Source organism: Achromobacter veterisilvae (assembly GCF_037619525.1).
Classification (GTDB): Bacteria; Pseudomonadota; Gammaproteobacteria; order Burkholderiales; family Burkholderiaceae_B; genus Achromobacter; species Achromobacter veterisilvae.
This window is the reverse complement of sequence record NZ_CP148753.1, coordinates 2,887,860-2,904,441: the sequence shown is the minus strand read 5'-3', so window position 1 is coordinate 2,904,441 and position 16,582 is coordinate 2,887,860. Positions and strand designations below refer to the sequence as shown.

The following is a 16,582-nucleotide window of genomic DNA, read 5'->3' as shown; positions in this document are numbered from 1 at the left end:
GCCCTAACCCCTGGATACACAAGCCTCGCACTCCCGGCTGCTATGGTGAAACAAACACCGAACCGGGAGTCCGATGCCGTACCTGGAAGAAAAATATTCACGCCTGGATGCCGCCCGCTGGCTGGCGGCACTGGCCGTCGTCCTGCTGCACAGCGCGGCCATGATCGTCAGCAACCCGTCCGCCTACGGCGGCGGGGCCTGGCTGGCGGCCAATCTGTACGATTCCGCCGCCCGCTGGTGCGTGCCCGTTTTCGTCATGGTCAGCGGCGCCCTGCTGCTGGACCCCGACAAGCCCCAGGACGCGCGCCAGTTCTACAGCCGCCGCATGGCGCGGATCTGCGCGCCGCTGCTGTTCTGGACGCTTTTCTACCTGGCATGGCGCACGGCGCTGGACTGGTGGGACGACGGCCGCGTCGATTTTTCGTTCTGGCCGCGCAAGGTCGTCCAGGGCGAACCCTACTACCACCTCTGGTATCTCTACATGATCGTGGGGCTGTACCTGTTCGCCCCGCTGACCCGGCTGCTGTATGCGCGCAGCACGCCGCGCGCGCGCGGGCTGTGGGTGGTCGGCATCCTGGGCGTGGCGATCCTGGACGCGCTCTACCGCCGCGCGCTCGGCGCGCCCGCCGGCTTCTTCCTGACCTGGTTCCTCCCCTATCTGGGCTACTTCGTGGCCGGCCGCCTAATCTTCGACGGCCAGATGCGCGTGCCGCGGCCCGGCCTGATGCTGGCGGCCAGCGTGGCCGCGACCGCGCTGGGCGTCTATGCCATGTCCAGCAGCCGCACGCTGGACACTTATTTCTATGATTATTTCAGCCTGACCGTGCCGTTCATGTCGCTGGCCGCGTTCCAGTGGATCGTCTCCTCGCCGCGCCTGCCGCGCCTGGCCCCGCTGGCACCGCTGACCTTCGGCGTGTACCTGATCCATCCGCTGTTCCTGGACCTGGCGCGCCGCGCCGGCGCCATGGCCGGCTCGCGCAGCGACGCCTGGGCGGTGCCCTTGCTGGCCGCCACCGTGTTCGCGCTGTCGGCGGCCAGCAGTTGGCTGCTGAGGCGGCATCCGGCCACCCGCCGGCTCGTCTGAAAGGCTTGCGCCGCCTGGCGGAAACCGGGTTCCGGCACCGGCCGGAACGGCTCCGCCGCGGGCCGTCCGGGCTTGCCGTATCTTCACGGGCGCGGGGCAAGGGCTTGGGGTACAATTCACGGCTTATTTGATCGGCCAGACACCGATTTTTCTTCGCGCCAGAACGGAATTCACCCAGCGGATTTCACTTGGCGGATTTGCCCAGCGGAATTCAACCGGCGGATTTGGCCAGGCCCCCAAGGCCCGGCCCGACAGGTCCGCGCTGCACGCTGGGCAAGGCCGCCAGGCAAAGCCCCTGGGCAAAAAGCTCGACCGTCCTGGCTTTTTTATCCGAGCGGAGGGAATCATGACCGACATCGGTCGGATGGCACATGTAGTGCCAGCTCGCACCCAGCTACCCGTCAGCGCGTATTTTGACGAAGCCCTCTTTGCCCGCGAGCAAGAACTCATTTTCAAGCAATCCTCGCAATACGTCGGCCACCAGAAATTGGTGCCCGAAATCGGGGACTGGCGTACGCTGGTCCAGGAAAGCAGTGGGCGCGTGCTGGTCCGCAACCAGCAGGGCGTCGAACTCATCTCGAATGTCTGCCGCCACCGGCAGGCATTGATGCTTGGCGGCGAGGCCGGCGATGTGGCCGGCAACTGCAATACGAAGGGCAATCTGAAGGCAAGCGGCGGCAACATCGTGTGTCCGCTGCACCGTTGGACGTACAACAACCAGGGCGAGTTGTTGGGCGCGCCGCAGTTCGACACCACGCCCTGCATGAACCTGCAGAAGTTCCGCCTGCGCGATTGCCACGGCCTGCTGTTCGAAGGCCCGCGCGATCCGGCCTCCGACATGGCCCCGCTGTTCTCGCGGCCCGAGTTCGACTTCGGCGACTACGTGCTGGACCACGTCGAGGTGCACCAGTGCAACTACAACTGGAAGACCTTCATCGAGGTCTACCTCGAGGACTACCACGTCGGCCCGTTCCACCCCGGCCTGGGCCGCTTCGTCACGTGCGACGACCTGACCTGGGAGTTCAACGACTGGTACAGCCTGCAGCGGGTCGGCGTGCACAACGCGCTGGCGCAGCCGGGCTCGGACGTCTACAAGCAGTGGCATGACCGCCTGCTGGCGTTCCGCGAAGGCGACGCGCCCGATTTCGGCGCGGTCTGGGTCACGTATTTCCCGACCCACATGATCGAACTCTATCCGCACGTGCTGGTGCTCTCCACGCTGTACCCCAAGAGCCCCCAGGAAACAGTGAACGTGGTCGAGTTCTACTACCCCGAGGAAATCGCCGCCTTCGAGCGCGAGTTCGTCGAGGCGCAGCGCGCCGCCTACATGGAAACGGCCATCGAGGACGACGAGATCGCCGAACGCATGGACGCCGGCCGCAAGGCCCTGATGCTGCGCGGCGTGAACGAGACCGGCCCCTACCAGTCGCCCATGGAAGACGGCATGCAGCATTTCCACGAATGGTATCGCCGCATCATGCAGGAGAAGGCCTGAAGCCCCTGGGCTTCGGCGCCGCTTCCTCCAGACGGAAAGGCCTCGCGTTCATCCGCGAGGCCTTTCTTTTTCCCGCCGCGGTCAGCGGCCCAGCACCCCGGCCACGGTGCGCTCGCCGATGGCCAGCCCCACCGTCATGCCCACCCCCGAATGCATGACCGCCACCGTCGTGGCCGGGTCCACCGGCATCACCGAGAACGGCGCCGGTCCGCGCGCGCCGTAGACGCCCTGCCAGCGCTCCAGCACGCGCAGGCGCGCCCCCAGGGCCCGCGAGGCCAGGTCCAGCATCGCGTCGTCGACGGCTTCGTCGTTGAACGGCGGCGCGTCCTGGCCGTAGCGGTGCGAATCGCCGATGATCAGTTCGCCGTAGGGCGTGGGGCTGACCAGCAGGTGGATGCCGTTTTCCAGCAGCATCGGCTCGCGCGCCTGGATCGTGCCGCGCAGCGCCAGCGCCGAAGGCAGGTCCGAGAACGCGCCGTAGTGCACGCAGGACAGGCCCGTGAGCAGAGGACGGTCCAAGGCGATGGGGGCCGTCTCGAACGCGGCTCGCAGCATCTGCAGGCGCGTGACCTCCAGGTTCAGCGGCGCGAACCGTTCGGGCAGCAGGGTCAGGTAATCGTGGCCCGGGCAGACGAACACATGCTCGCCCTTGAATTCGCCGGCCGAGGTGCACACCAGCCCGCCTTCCACGGCGCGCGCCAGCGTGCCGGTGACGAAGGCGACGCCCAGCGACCCGGCCAGGTAGCGCGTGATGGCCGGTAGCGCCTCGCGCGAATAGATCTGCAGGTCGTCATGCCCCTGCAGGGCCGCGCAGTGGTGCGCCAGCCGGCCGCCATACAGACCGGCCACGTCGCGGCCCGACAGCAGCTCGGCGCGATAGCCTTCCTGCCGCATGCGCGTGTCGGCGAACTCCTGCAGCACGTCCGCCTCGTCGGCGTTGCGCGCCAGCACCAGGGCGCCGTTGGCCCGCACGTGGAAGCCCGCCTTGCCCGCCAGGTCCAGCCACAGTTCGCGGGCCTGCCTGGCGTGCGACAGCATCGTGCCGGGCGCCTGGCCCGTAACGATGACCTGGCCGAAATTGCGGATCGTGGCGCCATGCGCCTGGCGGCTGCGCTCGATCACGGCCACGGACAGGCCGCGCTTGGCGGCCGCCCAGGCGTGCGCGATGCCCAGCATGCCCGCGCCCACTACGACTACGTCGAAGTTCTTCATCTCTGGAATATTGCTCGAAGGATTGCGGCTTACTTCTTCTTCGGCTCGGACTTGCCGTCGTAACGCTTGGTCCATTCGGCGATGATGCGTTCGCGGTTCGTGGCGGCCCACACGAAGTCGTTCTTGATCATGCGCGTGGTCAAGTCGGCCGGCAGGTTGGGATTGACCGTCGCCACCGACGGGATCGCCAGCACCGCGAAGTTGGCCTTGTACAGTTCGTTGGCCTCGCGGCTGGCCGAGAAGTCGGCCAGCTTGCGGGCCGCTTCCAGGTTCTTGGTGCCCTTCACGATGGCGGTGGCTTCGACTTCCCAGCCCAGGCCTTCCGACGGGAACACGGCCTCGACCGGCGCGCCGTCGGCCTTCAGCTTCGCGGCGCGGTAGTCGAACGACACGCCGATCGGGAACTCGCCGGCGGCGGCCATGTTGCAGGGCTTGGAACCCGAGTGCGTGTACGAGCCGATGTTCTTGTGCAGGGCGTCCATGTAGGCCCAGCCCTTTTCTTCGCCGAAGATCTGCAGCCAGGCGCTCACGTCCAGGAAGCCCGTGCCCGAGGACGCCGGGTTCGGCATGACGATCTTGCCGGCGTACACCGGCTTGGTCAGATCCTGCCACGAGGCGGGCTTGGGCAGCTTCTGCTTTTCGGCTTCGATGGTGTTGAAGCAGATGGCGGCGGCGTAGCCGTCCATGCCGACCCACGACGGCTCGGCCTTGGCGTCGCGCATGTTGGCGGCGATCTGGTCCAGGCCCTTGGGGGCATAGGGCTGCAGCATGCCTTCCTTGTCCATCAGTCCCAGCGCCGTGCCGGCCAGGCCCCAGATCACGTCGGCCTTGGGGTTGCTCTTCTCGGCCAGCAGCTTGGCGGCGATGATGCCGGTGGAGTCGCGCACCCACTGGATCTTGATGCCGGGATTGGCCTTCTCGAACGCGGCCTGGTAGGCCTTGATCTGGTCGGCTTCGAGCGCCGTGTAGACGGTCAGGGTGGTCTCGGCGGAGGCGGCGCCCATCGTGCCCGTCAGGGCGGCGGCCAGTGCAAGCAGCTTGTAGCGATTCATGGAGTACTCCGTGGATAAGCGGAAAAAAGGCTGAAAAGGGCCCCCGGGGCCGGCGCGAACCGGTCCCGTATGCGGCGCGTAAAGGGTCGGTGAGCGGTTAGGGCCGCCGGCCCGCGGACAAGCGGGATTCGATATCGGCGATCACGGCGGGCAGGTCGGCGACGGTGTCGATCAGGTAATGTGGCGCGGCGGGCGAAAGTTCGGCGCTGGCCCGGGCGCGCGCCTCCTGGCGGCCGGCGTCGTCCAGGCTCAGGTATTCGTCCAGCGTCAGGCCGGCGGCGTTGCCGGAGAGCAGCAGGCCCACGGTCCACATGCCGGCGCGGCGCCCTTCCTCGATCCCCGGCGCGGTGTCGTCGACCTTGATGCACGCGGCCACGTCCGACAGGCCCAGCTCCACCACGTTCTTCAGGGCCATCGCGGGCGCGGGGCGGGCGCGCGGCACGTCGTCGCTGGCCACGATGCAGTCGGGCTCCAGGCCCTCCGCGGCGGCGCGCTCGACCACGCGGCGCATGACGCTGTCGGGATAGCCCGAGCACGAACCGATCTTCAGGCCGCGCTGGCGCAGCGCGCGCAGCAGTTCGGCCGCGCCGGGTATGGCCGCCGAATACTGGGCGACCTTCTCCAGTTGCATCGGCAGGAAGCGCTCATAGATGGCGGTCACGTCGTCGTCGGTAGGCAGGCGGCCGAACTGGGCCTGGTACTGGCCGGCGATGGCGATGTCGTTGCACAGCGCGCGGATGTGGTCCCACTTGCCCATGCCCATCGGGCCGCGGGCCTGCGCCAGCGAGACGTCCATGCCGAACTGCGCGAACGCGTCGACGAACACTTTGGTGGGCGCGAAAGAACCGAAATCGACCAGCGTTCCGGCCCAATCGAAGATCACCGCTTCCAGGCGGACGGGCAAAGGCGAAACAGTCATGAGGGTCATCCTTCAGGAAAATAGTCGGTCAATGGGCCGCGGGGCGGCGCCAGGCCTGGCTGCGCGCCACCAGCGCGCGGCTTGCCAGGTGCAGGGCCAGCGCCGCGGCGGCCGAACTGGCCATGATCACGGTGCACATGGCGGCGGCGGGGCCGATGAAGCCGGCGTCGTCCATGTTCAGCACCGCGACCGCGGCCAGCACCGTGGACGGGCTGTACAGGAACACCACGGCGGACACCGTCGTCATGGCGGAAACGAACAGATAGCGGGCGACGTCCAGCGCGGCCGGCAGGCACATCGGCAGGGTCACGCGCAGGAACGTGGTCAGGCGCGGCACCTTCAGCGACGCGGAAGCGGCCTCGAACTCGGGGTCCAGCGCGTTGAGCGCGGTGGCGGCCGTCAGGTGCGCGCTGGTGTAGAAGTGGACGACGGTGCACAGGACCAGCAGCGGCATCGTTCCGTACAGCACGTTCAGCGGATTCATCGGGCTGTTGAAGAAGAAGATGTAGCCCAGCCCCAGCACCAGTCCCGGAACGGCCATGGGCATCAGCGCCAGCATGCCGAGCAGGCCGCGCAGGCCCTGCGCCATGGCGCCGCGGGCCGGCACCTTTTCCATCATCCAGGCGCCGGTGAAGACCACGGCCGTGCCCGCCAGCGCCGTGCAGAACGCCAGTTGCAGGCTGTTGCGCCAGGCCAGCCAGCCGCCGCCGTCCATGTTGTCGAAGTCATAGGAACGCAGCGACATCGACAGGTTGTAGGGCCACATCTTCACGAACGACGCCCAGACCGCCACGCCGATGATCAGCAGCAGGAACGCGGCCAGCACGCCGGCCAGCGCCAGGAACGCGGCGTCGCGGCGGCGGTCGGCGCCCGCCGCGTAGGGCTGGGCCCGGCCGCTCAGTTGGGCGCCCTGGCGGGCGCGCAGCCGGCGGTCCAGCGCGAAGGTCAGGAGGGCGGGCAGGAGCAGCAGGATGCCGATGGCCGCGCCCTTGGGGAAATTCTGCTGCCCGACCACGGCCTTGTAGGCCTCCATCGCCAGCACGTTGTAGTCGCCGCCGACGACCTTGGGTACGCCGAAGTCCGTCACCGTCAGCGTGAACACCACGCAGCACGCGGAGAACACGGCGTAGCGGGTGCCCGGCAGGGTCACGGTCATGAAGGTGCGCCACGGGCCCGCGCCCATGGCGCGCGCGGCGTCGTAGAGGCGGCCGTCGGCCAGGGCCAGCCCGGTCAGCAGGATCATGAGGGCGTGCGGGAAGGTGTAGAACGCCTCGCCCGCGACGATGCCCCAGAAACCGTAGATGGTGGCGCCGCCGGTCAGCCCCTTGAGCAGGCCCTGGTTGCCCAGCAGGTACACCAGCGCGATGCCCGGCAGCAGCGACGGAGCGAGCAGCGGCAGCAGGGCGACGGTGCGCAGCAGCCCCTTGCCCGGCAGGCGCGTGCGCGTCAGGCCATAGGCGAATCCGTAGGCGCAGGGCACGACCAGCAGCGTCGTCACGGCGCCCACCGCCAGGCTGCGCGCGACCATGGCCAGGAAACCGTCGCCGCCGATGATGCCGGCGACCACCGACAGCCCGGCCCAATCGCCGTTGCCGTCGGTCACGGCCTTGATCAGGATCGCCGCCAGCGGCAGGGCCAGGAACAGCAGCAGGCCCAGCGCCAGCGCGCCCTGCCCGGCCGCCAGGCCGGCCGCGCCGATCCAGGCGGGCAAGGGGCGCCGGCCCAGCGACGGCGCGGGCGCGGCAACGGGAGCGGCCGGCATGGGCGCATCGGAGGAGCGGACCATGGCGGGATCAAGCGTAGGCGCGTAGCGCATGGCGCGGCAGCTCCACCCAGCAGCGGCTGGCGGCGTGAGGGCCCAGCAGGGCGTCTCCGATTTCAGGGGATACGATGGAATGCACCGTCGCGCCGGGCACGCCTTCCAGGCGCAGGGCCAGGCGGTAGCCGCGGCCCAGGAACACGCCGTCCAGCACGTCGGCCAGCATGGCGTTGGGCAGGTCCGGGCGCGCCGTGCTCACACGCACCGCTTCCGGCCGCACGAACAGCCTGCCCATGGCGGCGTCCAGCGCCTCGTCCACGGCCAGTTCCTGCCGGCCGACGCGGGCGCGATGCGCGTCCACGCGCTCGAACGGCAGCCAGTTGGCCTCGCCCACGAAATCGGCGATGAAGGCCGAGCCGGGCTGGCGGTAAAGCTCTCTCGGGGTGCCGTACTGTTCGATGACGCCGCCGTTCATGACGGCGATGCGGTCGGCCATCACCATGGCCTCTTCCTGGTCGTGGGTGACCATCAGCGTGGTGATCGACAGGCGCTTTTGCAGGGCGCGCAGTTCGATGCGCAGATGTTCGCGCACGCGGGCGTCCAGGGCGGACATGGGCTCGTCCAGCAGCAGCAGGGACGGCGACGGGGCCAGCGCGCGCGCCAGGGCCACGCGCTGCTGCTGTCCGCCCGAAATCTGTCCCGGATATTTTCCGGCCGCGCCCGCCAGGCCCACCAGCGTCAGCATTTCCTCGACGCGGCTGGCGACGTGGCTGCGGTGGGCGCGCTTGCCGCTCAGTCCGTAGGCCACGTTCTGGGCCACGGTCAGGTTGGGGAACAAGGCATAGGACTGGAACAGGATGCCGTAGTCGCGCGCTTGCGGCTCGGCGTGCGAAATGTCGCGGCCGGACAGCACGATCGCGCCGCTGTCCTGGCGCTCCAGGCCGGCGATCGCGCGCAGCAGGGTGGTCTTGCCGCAGCCCGAGGGCCCCAGCAGGCACACCAGCTCTCCGGCGCGGATGTCGAGCGAGACGTCCGACAGCGCGGTGTGGCTGCCGAACCGCTTCACAAGATGCCTGACGGAGAGAAATGCGTTGTCGCGTGCGGCCATGGGGCCTCCGGTTTGGGAACGCAGGCAGTATGGAACGCGCGTATTGAGTGTTTATGACACTTCGCGCAAATGCAGTAATAAAAACATCAAATTATTTTGGTGTACTGGCGGTCTTGCGCATTGCGTCCATTTACCACCCCCAAACACCGTGCTTGTCGCCGAACTCAAATCCTTCTACGCCGTGGCCCGCTGCGGCACCGTCACCAAGGCCGCCGCCCAGTTGGGCGTCAGCCAGCCCACGGTGACGGGGCAATTGCGCCAGTTGGAGTCGCGCTACGGGGTAGAACTGTTCCATCGGCAGGGGCGCGGCATGCGCCTGTCGGACGCGGGCCACAGCCTGATGCCCATGGTGGAGAAGCTGGTCCAGCAGGAAACCGAGATCGACTTCCGCCTGCGCGACGCCAGCGATCTGCGCGAAGGCAATCTGCGCATCGGCGCCACCGGCCCCTTCTACATCATGGACACGGTGCGCAGCTACAACCAGCGCTACCCGGGCATCGACCTGACCCTCACGATCGGCAATTCGCAGAGCATGCTGCAGGCGCTGCACGATTACCGCATCGAGATTGCCACCTCATCCTTTCTGATGGATGACAGGCACCTGTACCGGCGGAGGATCGCCGCCGATCCCATCCGCGTGGTGACGCATCGCGACCACCCGCTGGCCCGCCGCGGCCAGGTCCGCCTGGCCGACCTGGCGGAACACGCCCTGCTCCTGCGCGAACCCGGTTCCATGACGCGGCAGCTCACGGAAGACGCCCTGCGGGCGGCCGGCGTCGCCGTGCGCCGCACGCTGGAGATCGGCAGCCGGGAATCGATCCGGCAAGCCATCCTGTGCGGGCTGGGGATCAGCCTGATCCCCTCGCGCGAAATCCCCTCGCATCCCGACCTGGCGGCCCTGGACATCCAGGGCGCCGACATCGTGATGCACGAATACCTGTATTGCCTGCGCGAGCGCCAACCGGTGCAGCTCATCGCGCGCTTTCTGGAGATGGCGCCGGCCGCGAACTGACCGGCACCGGCCCCCGCCCGCCACCTCCGCTTTGCGGCCACCCTGGAGACGACCATGGCCTTGACCCTGCAAGATATCGAACAGATCTTCCTGGAGCGCGGACACCGCTCCTATCATGGCGAATCCGTCAGCCATCTGCGGCATGCGCTGCAGACGGCGGCGCTCGCCGAACGCAACGGCGCCGGCCCCCACCTGATCACGGCCTGCCTGCTGCACGACCTCGGCCACCTCATCGCCGACCGGCCGGGCACGCCGACCCTGCGCGGCATCGACGACAAGCATCAGTACTTCGTGCTGCCGTTCCTGCGCGGCCTGTTCGGCCCCGAGGTGCTGGACCCGATCCGGCTGCACGTGGAGGCCAAACGCTACCTCTGCTATATGGAGCCGCAATATGAAGCGTCGCTCTCGGAGGATTCGAAGCGCAGCCTGGCGCTGCAAGGGGGCGGTTTCGATGCGGGCCAGGCGGTGGATTTCGCGAGCGTGCCGGGCGCGCCGGACGCGATACGTCTGAGGCGCTGGGACGACATGGCCAAGGTGCCCGGGCTGGCGACCCCGTCGCTGGACCACTTCCTGGAAATCGCCGAAGGCGTCTCGGCGCGGGTCAGGCTGGCCGCCGTCTGGTAAGGGCGGCCTGTCCGGGGTTTGCCGGTATCAGGCGCCCTTGGCCACCGGGCGGGACGGGTCGCTGCACCACTCGCTCCAGGACCCCGGGTACAGGCGCGAACCCGCCAGGCCCGCGATCTCCATGGACAGCAGATTGTGGCAGGCGGTGATGCCCGAACCGCACTGGTGCACGATGGACGCGGGATCGCGTCCGTCCAGCAAGCCGGCGAATTCGGCGCGCAGTTGCTCGGCCGGCTTGAAGCGGCCGTCCGGCTGGAGATTCTCGCCATTGGGGCGGTTCAGCGCGCCCGGGATATGGCCCGCCACGGGATCCATGGGCTCGACCTCGCCGCGGTACCGGTTGGCCGCGCGCGCGTCGATCACGGTGAACGAGGGGCGGGCGATGTTGTCCAGCACGGCCCGGGCGTCCACGGATCCGGCCAGCGCAACGCCGGGTTCCACCGCCGCGCCCGGCGCCGGGGCCGGTTCGGCCTCGGCGGCCGTGGGCAGCCCGGCGGCGGTCCAGGCCTGCCAGCCGCCGTCCAGCACGGCAACCTGCCCGTGCCCCAGCCAGCGCAGCATCCACCACAGGTGGGCGGCGTACATGCCGCCGCTGGCGTCGTACGCCACCACCAGGGTCTCGGGCGTCACGCCATGGGCCGCCATCAGCGCGCCGAACGCCGCGCGCGACGGCAGCGGGTGGCGTCCGTTCCTGCCCGTGCGGGCCGCGGCCAGTTCGGTCTCGTGGTCCAGGTAGCGGGCGCCGGGGATATGGCCGGCCTCGTAGGCCTGGCGGCCGACCGAGTGGTTGGTCAGGTCGTGGCGCACATCGAAGACGCGCACGCCGGGGGCATTCAGGCGCTCGGCCAGGCCGGCCGCGGAAATCAGTGTCATCGTCATTCGGTGTGCTCCTGTATGGGATAGGGTCGGCCGCGGCTCAGGCCGGCTTGGGGTCGCGCATGGTGCGCCATACCGACAGCAGGCCCGCGAAAATGATCAGGCCCATGCCTGCCCAGGCCAGGGCGTCGAGATGGTCGCCCCATAGGCCCATGCCCAGCAGGGCCGCGAAAATGATGGTGCTGTATTGCAGGGCCGCCGTCAGCAGGGCCGAACCCACCCCGAACGCCCGGGTCATGGCCAGTTGGCCGAACAGGCCCGCCACGCCCACGCCCACCAGCGACAGGTAGCCCGTCCAGTCGGCGCGGCCCCAGCCTTCGAAGGCCAGCCCGACCATGCTGGACACGCACACGGCCACGGAGAAGAACAGCACCGTGCGCCATTCGGGTTCGCCGATGCGGCCCAACTGGCGGATCTGCATCATGGCGATGGCCGACATGGCGCCGGCCGCCATGCCCAGCAAGGCGGCCAGCCACTGGTCTTCGTTGATGCTGGGGCGCAGCACGGCGATCACCCCGAGGAACCCCAGCGCCACCGCCGCGATGCGCACGGGGTCGCGCTGCGCGCCGCCCCAGCCCAGCATCCAACAGGCGATGAAAAGCGGCGCCGTGTAGTTCAGGCTGGTGGCCGTGGCCAGCGGCAGGTGGGAAATCGCGAAAAAACCCAGCCACATCGAGGTGACGCCGGAGAGATTGCGCCACAGGTGCAGCTTCCAGCTAGTCGGGATGATGGACTGGCGGCCGGCGCGGGCCCAGATCAGCAGCAGGATGACCGACGGCAGGCCGCGGAAAAGCACCACTTGCGGCAACGACGCGCCATGCTCGGTACCGAGCTTCACGAACGATCCCATAATGGCGAACATGGCGGACGCCAATAACATCCAGAGAGCCTGCATGGGGGATCTGCGCTAAGGGAAGAGTGAGGAGGAATAAGGGAAAGCGATACTATACTCTCCGTCACCGGAGCGGTGCCGCCGGCTCGGGGAACTGGCGGGCCGCCGCCTTGTCGAATTCCGGCAATTCCCGCTCGCAGAGGACCAAAAAAACATGAAACGCATCATCCTGTTCGTCATCACCAACCTGGCCGTCATGCTCGTGCTGTCGGCCACGCTGCGCATCCTGGGCGTAGACCGCTACATCACCGCCAACGGCCTGAACCTCAACGCCCTGCTCATCTTCTCGCTGGTCGTCGGCTTCACGGGCGCCATCATCTCGCTCCTGATCAGCAAGCCGATGGCCAAGTGGAGCACCGGCGCGCAGGTGCTGGACCCGAACTCGCCCCGCAACCAGCGCGAGGCCTGGCTGGTCGACACCGTGCACCAACTGGCCGACCGCGCCGGCATCGGCCGCCCCGAAGTCGCCATCTATGAAGGCGCGCCCAACGCGTTCGCCACCGGCGCATTCAAGAACGACTCGCTGGTCGCCGTGTCGACCGGCCTGCTGGAAAGCATGAGCGAAGAGGAAGTCGCCGCCGTGCTGGCCCACGAAGTCGCCCACATCGCCAACGGCGACATGATCACGCTGACCCTGATCCAGGGTGTCGTGAACACCTTCGTCGTGTTCCTGGCCCGCGTGGTCGGCTACTTCATCGACCGCGTCGTGTTCAAGAACGAACGCGGCATCGGCCCGGGCTACTACGTCACGGTACTGGTCTGTGAGATCATTTTCGGCATCCTGGCCTCGATCATCGTGGCCTGGTTCTCGCGCCAGCGCGAATACCGCGCCGACGCCGGCTCGGCCCACCTGATGGGCGCCCGCGAACCCATGATCCGCGCCCTGGCCCGCCTGGGCGGCCTGGAACCCGGCGAACTGCCCAGGTCCTTCGAGGCCTCGGGCATCACCGGCAAGGGCGGCATCGCCGCCATGTTCGCGTCGCACCCGCCGATTCCGGCCCGCATCGCCGCGCTGCAGCATGCCAAAGTGATCTGAGCTGCGCCCGGCTTCCCGCCTCGTTTGGTGTCTGACACCCGCGGGAGACGGACTTCAGATCGCGCCGCCATTCCAAGGGGTGTCAGACACCCCCCCAACGGAATCAGCACTCGACGATATTCACGGCCAGGCCGCCGCGCGCGGTTTCCTTGTACTTCGTCTTCATGTCGGCGCCGGTTTCGCGCATGGTCTTGATGACCGAATCCAGCGACACGTAGTGCTGGCCGTCGCCGCGCAGCGCCATGCGCGCCGCGTTCACGGCCTTGATGGAGGCCATGGCGTTGCGCTCGATACAGGGAATCTGCACCAGGCCGCCCACGGGGTCGCAGGTCAGGCCCAGGTTGTGCTCCATGCCGATCTCGGCGGCGTTCTCGACCTGCTCCACCGTGCCGCCCAGCGCCGCGGCCAGGCCGCCCGCCGCCATCGAGCACGCCACGCCCACTTCGCCCTGACAGCCGACCTCGGCGCCCGAGAGCGACGCGTTGTACTTGTACAGCAGCCCCACGGCCGCCGCCGTCAGCAGGAAATCCCGCACGCCTTCGCGGTTGGAACCGGGCACGAAGCGGTCGTAGTAGTGCAGCACGGCCGGGATGATGCCCGCCGCGCCGTTGGTCGGCGCCGTGACCACGCGGCCGCCGGCGGCGTTTTCCTCGTTGACCGCCATGGCGTACAGGTTCACCCAGTCCATGACCGACAGGGGGTCGGACAGCGTACGTTCGGCGCGCTGCGTCAGGTTGCGGTAGAGCTCGGGCGCGCGGCGGCGCACGCGCAAGGGGCCCGGCAGTTCGCCGTCCGCTTCCGGGTAATTGATGCCGCAGCCGCGCGAGACACAGTCCTGCATCACTTGCCAGATGCGGTCGAGCCCGGCGTGCACCTCGGCCTCGTCGCGCCAGGTCAGCTCGTTCTTCATCATCAGCCGGGCCACCGACAGCCCGCTGTCGCGGCACATGGACAGCAATTCGCGGCCCATGCGGAATGGATAGGGCAATTGGTCGTGCGCGGCGATGACCTGGCTGTTCGACGCGCCGGCCGTCACCACGAAGCCCCCGCCCACCGACAGGTAGCGGGATTCGCGCAGCGGCTCGCCCTCGGCGTCAAATGCGTGAAACTTCATGCCGTTAGGATGTTCCGCCATGGCTTCGCGGCGGTAGAACATCATGTGCTCTTTTTCCACGAACGGGACGACGTAGCGGCCCAGCAGCGGCAACTGGCGGCTGGCCCGCACCGACGCGATCATGCCGGCGATGGCGGCGGGATCCACGGTATCGGGCGCTTCGCCCATCAGGCCCAGCAGCACGCCCTTGTCGGTGCCGTGGCCCTTGCCCGTGGCGCCCAGCGACCCGTAAAGCTCGGCGCGCACGGAGGCCACGCGCGGCATCAGTCCGTCGCGCTCCAGGCCCTGGGCGAACAGCAGCGCCGCCCGCATCGGCCCCACCGTATGGGAACTGGACGGGCCTATGCCTATCTTGAACAGGTCGAATACGGAAACCGCCACGCAAAACTCCAGTGCTTCTAAGGTTGGTCAGGCAATGATACGCGCTGCCCATGCCGCGCGCAGTAAAGCCCCGGCGGGCGTATGCTGTATTGTGGGGACAGGTTTCCCTGTCCTGGCCGCGCATGCGATCATTACAGAATTATTTCTTGTCATAAAAAGAATGGAAACGGATGTCCGGACTTATCACCCTGCTTGACTTCGCCGGCTACGTCGCCCTCCTGCTGTGGGGCGTGCACATGGTCCAGACAGGCGTGCAACGCGCCTTCGGCGCCGCGCTGGGCGCCGCGCTGGGCCGGGCGCTGGGCACCCGCTTGCGGGCCTTCGCGGCCGGCCTGGGCATCACCGCCGCGCTGCAGAGCAGCACCGCCACGGGCCTGATGATCACCGGCTTCGCGGCCGGCGGGGTCGTCGGCCTGGTGCCGGCGCTGTCGGCCATGCTGGGCGCCAACGTGGGCACCACGCTCATCGTCCAGTTGCTGTCCTTCGACCTGACCTCGCTCGCCCCGATCCTGATCCTGGCGGGCGTCTGGATGTTCCGCCGCTACCCGCCGGGGCGCACGCGCGACCTGGGCCGCGTCTTCATCGGGCTGGGGCTGCTGCTGCTGTCGCTGCACCAGTTGGTCGAACTGTTCCAGCCGTTCCAGACCGCGCCCATGCTGGGCATGATCCTGGACGCCCTGTCGACCCAGCCGGTGGCCGCCGTGCTGCTGTCGGCCGCCTTCACCTGGGCGGCGCACTCCAGCGTGGCCGTGGTCGTGCTGGTGATGTCCTTGGCCAGCCACCACATGGTGGCGCCGCACGTGGCGTTCGCGCTGGTGCTGGGCGCCAACCTGGGCACCGCCATCAACCCCATGATAGAAGGCGTGACCGGGGACGACCCCGCCGCACGCCGCCTGCCCCTGGGCAACCTGCTCACCCGGGTGATCGGCGTGCTGGCCGGCCTGATACTGCTGCCCTACCTCCAGCCTCTGATGAGCGAGCTGGCGAACGACCCGGCCCGCGCCGTGGCCAACTTCCACACCCTGTTCAACGCGGTCATCGCCCTGGTGTTCCTGCCGCTGCTGACGCCCTACGCCGCCCTGCTCACCCGCTGGCTGCCCAAGCGCGCCGACCCGAACGACCCGTCCCGCCCCCAGTACCTGGACGAATGGGCCCATGACGTGCCGGCCGTGGCCCTGGGCAACGCCGCCCGGGAAGGCCTGCGCATGGCCGACATGCTGCAGACGCTGCTGCTCTATGCCCGCGCGGGCTTCAAGCGCGACAACCGCCACCGCATGGTGCAGGCGCGCCAACTGGACAGCGCCCTGGACAAGCTGGAAAACGCCATCACGACCTACCTGGCCACGCTGGACCAGGAAAACATGACGCGCGAGGACCTGCAGCGCCTGGACGACATCCTGGCCTTCATCAGCAACATCGGCCATGCGGGCGACATCGCCCACCACGGCCTGCTAGGCCACGTCGCCAAGCTGCGCAAGCAGGGCTGGGTCTTCTCGCCCGAGCAGCGCGCCAGCCTGGACGACACGCTGGGCCAGCTCATCGCCAACCAGCGTACGGCCGCCGCGCTGTTCGTCAACGACGACCTGCGCCAGGCCCGCTCGCTGGCGGGCGAAAAGGCGCGCTTCCGCACGATAGAAACCACCGCCGCCGACACGCACCTGCAGAAGATCAAGGCCGGCGAGGTCGATGCGGCCGAAGTGGGCGCCCTTTATCTGGACATCCTGCGCGACATGAAGGGCATCAACTCCCATCTGGTGGGCGCCGCGGCGTATCCGCTGCTGGCCCGCCATGGAGAGCTGCTGCCCAGCCGCCTGCGCGAAGCGGGGAATTAGGGCCCCCACGCTGCGCCCGCTGCGCGGGCTTGCTGCCCCCCGAGGGGGCTGGCCCGCCCTTGGGGCGGCCCGGCGGGCGGGCCGGCCATTTTTGCGGAGGTCGTCGTTGTATACCTCGCGCCGTGCGAGCCTGGTGTCTGACACCCGGGGACACCGCCTTCAGCCTGTATGGGCATCTCGTACGGG

14 protein-coding genes are annotated in these 16,582 nt (G+C 68.5%); 6 read left to right on the top strand and 8 right to left on the bottom strand.

The genetic code is table 11. The features are described from left to right. Positions 1–73 precede the first annotated feature (73 nt). The gene (locus tag WHX56_RS13365) at positions 74–1,084 is read left to right on the top strand and encodes an acyltransferase (protein WP_129242693.1); all 1,011 of its coding nucleotides are present in this window, start codon (positions 74–76) and stop codon (positions 1,082–1,084) included. 346 nt (positions 1,085–1,430) lie between these two features. Continuing rightward, complete coding sequence (locus WHX56_RS13360; protein ID WP_129242691.1) at positions 1,431–2,579, top strand: aromatic ring-hydroxylating oxygenase subunit alpha; 1,149 nt, start codon at positions 1,431–1,433, stop codon at positions 2,577–2,579. Positions 2,580–2,660: 81 nt separating this feature from the next. Here the strand turns inward: WHX56_RS13360 and WHX56_RS13355 are convergent, their stop codons facing one another. From WHX56_RS13355 to WHX56_RS13335, 5 genes are all read right to left on the bottom strand, one after another. Then, on the bottom strand, positions 2,661–3,791 hold the full coding sequence (locus tag WHX56_RS13355; RefSeq protein WP_338881451.1) for a TIGR03364 family FAD-dependent oxidoreductase: 1,131 nt from the start codon (positions 3,789–3,791) through the stop codon (positions 2,661–2,663). 29 nt (positions 3,792–3,820) lie between these two features. After that, a complete protein-coding gene (locus tag WHX56_RS13350; protein ID WP_338881449.1) occupies positions 3,821–4,843 on the bottom strand; it encodes a putative 2-aminoethylphosphonate ABC transporter substrate-binding protein in 1,023 nt (340 codons plus the stop codon). Between the two features lie 97 nt (positions 4,844–4,940). After that, complete coding sequence (gene phnX, locus WHX56_RS13345) at positions 4,941–5,762, bottom strand: phosphonoacetaldehyde hydrolase (protein ID WP_422393647.1); 822 nt, start codon at positions 5,760–5,762, stop codon at positions 4,941–4,943. 28 nt (positions 5,763–5,790) lie between these two features. Continuing rightward, entirely contained in the window at positions 5,791–7,524 is a 1,734-nt protein-coding gene (locus WHX56_RS13340; protein ID WP_422393660.1) for a putative 2-aminoethylphosphonate ABC transporter permease subunit, read from the bottom strand. A 31-nt stretch (positions 7,525–7,555) separates the two neighbouring features. Continuing rightward, on the bottom strand, positions 7,556–8,629 hold the full coding sequence (locus WHX56_RS13335) for a putative 2-aminoethylphosphonate ABC transporter ATP-binding protein (RefSeq protein ID WP_338881447.1): 1,074 nt from the start codon (positions 8,627–8,629) through the stop codon (positions 7,556–7,558). A gap of 148 nt (positions 8,630–8,777) precedes the next feature. Between WHX56_RS13335 and WHX56_RS13330 the strand changes: the two genes are divergently transcribed. Next, complete coding sequence (locus tag WHX56_RS13330) at positions 8,778–9,641, top strand: LysR family transcriptional regulator (RefSeq protein ID WP_129242680.1); 864 nt, start codon at positions 8,778–8,780, stop codon at positions 9,639–9,641. A 54-nt stretch (positions 9,642–9,695) separates the two neighbouring features. Then, positions 9,696–10,265, top strand: coding sequence for a phosphonate degradation HD-domain oxygenase (locus WHX56_RS13325; RefSeq protein ID WP_129242678.1), 570 nt, complete (start codon positions 9,696–9,698; stop codon positions 10,263–10,265). A 27-nt stretch (positions 10,266–10,292) separates the two neighbouring features. Here WHX56_RS13325 and WHX56_RS13320 read toward each other — a convergent pair whose 3' ends face one another. Both WHX56_RS13320 and WHX56_RS13315 read right to left on the bottom strand, forming a co-directional pair. Further along, a complete protein-coding gene (locus WHX56_RS13320; protein WP_338881445.1) occupies positions 10,293–11,144 on the bottom strand; it encodes a sulfurtransferase in 852 nt (283 codons plus the stop codon). A 37-nt stretch (positions 11,145–11,181) separates the two neighbouring features. Then, positions 11,182–12,036: a DMT family transporter gene (locus tag WHX56_RS13315; protein ID WP_129242674.1), complete on the bottom strand. Its 855-nt coding sequence runs from the start codon at positions 12,034–12,036 to the stop codon at positions 11,182–11,184. Between the two features lie 151 nt (positions 12,037–12,187). On the opposite strand from WHX56_RS13315, the gene htpX reads away from it, so the two are divergent. Then, positions 12,188–13,069: a protease HtpX gene (gene htpX, locus WHX56_RS13310; protein WP_129242672.1), complete on the top strand. Its 882-nt coding sequence runs from the start codon at positions 12,188–12,190 to the stop codon at positions 13,067–13,069. 103 nt (positions 13,070–13,172) lie between these two features. Here the strand turns inward: htpX and WHX56_RS13305 are convergent, their stop codons facing one another. Next, the gene (locus tag WHX56_RS13305; RefSeq protein WP_129242670.1) at positions 13,173–14,564 is read right to left on the bottom strand and encodes an L-serine ammonia-lyase; all 1,392 of its coding nucleotides are present in this window, start codon (positions 14,562–14,564) and stop codon (positions 13,173–13,175) included. 170 nt (positions 14,565–14,734) lie between these two features. On the opposite strand from WHX56_RS13305, the gene WHX56_RS13300 reads away from it, so the two are divergent. Then, positions 14,735–16,396, top strand: coding sequence for a Na/Pi cotransporter family protein (locus WHX56_RS13300; RefSeq protein ID WP_129242668.1), 1,662 nt, complete (start codon positions 14,735–14,737; stop codon positions 16,394–16,396). Positions 16,397–16,582: the final 186 nt, after the last annotated feature.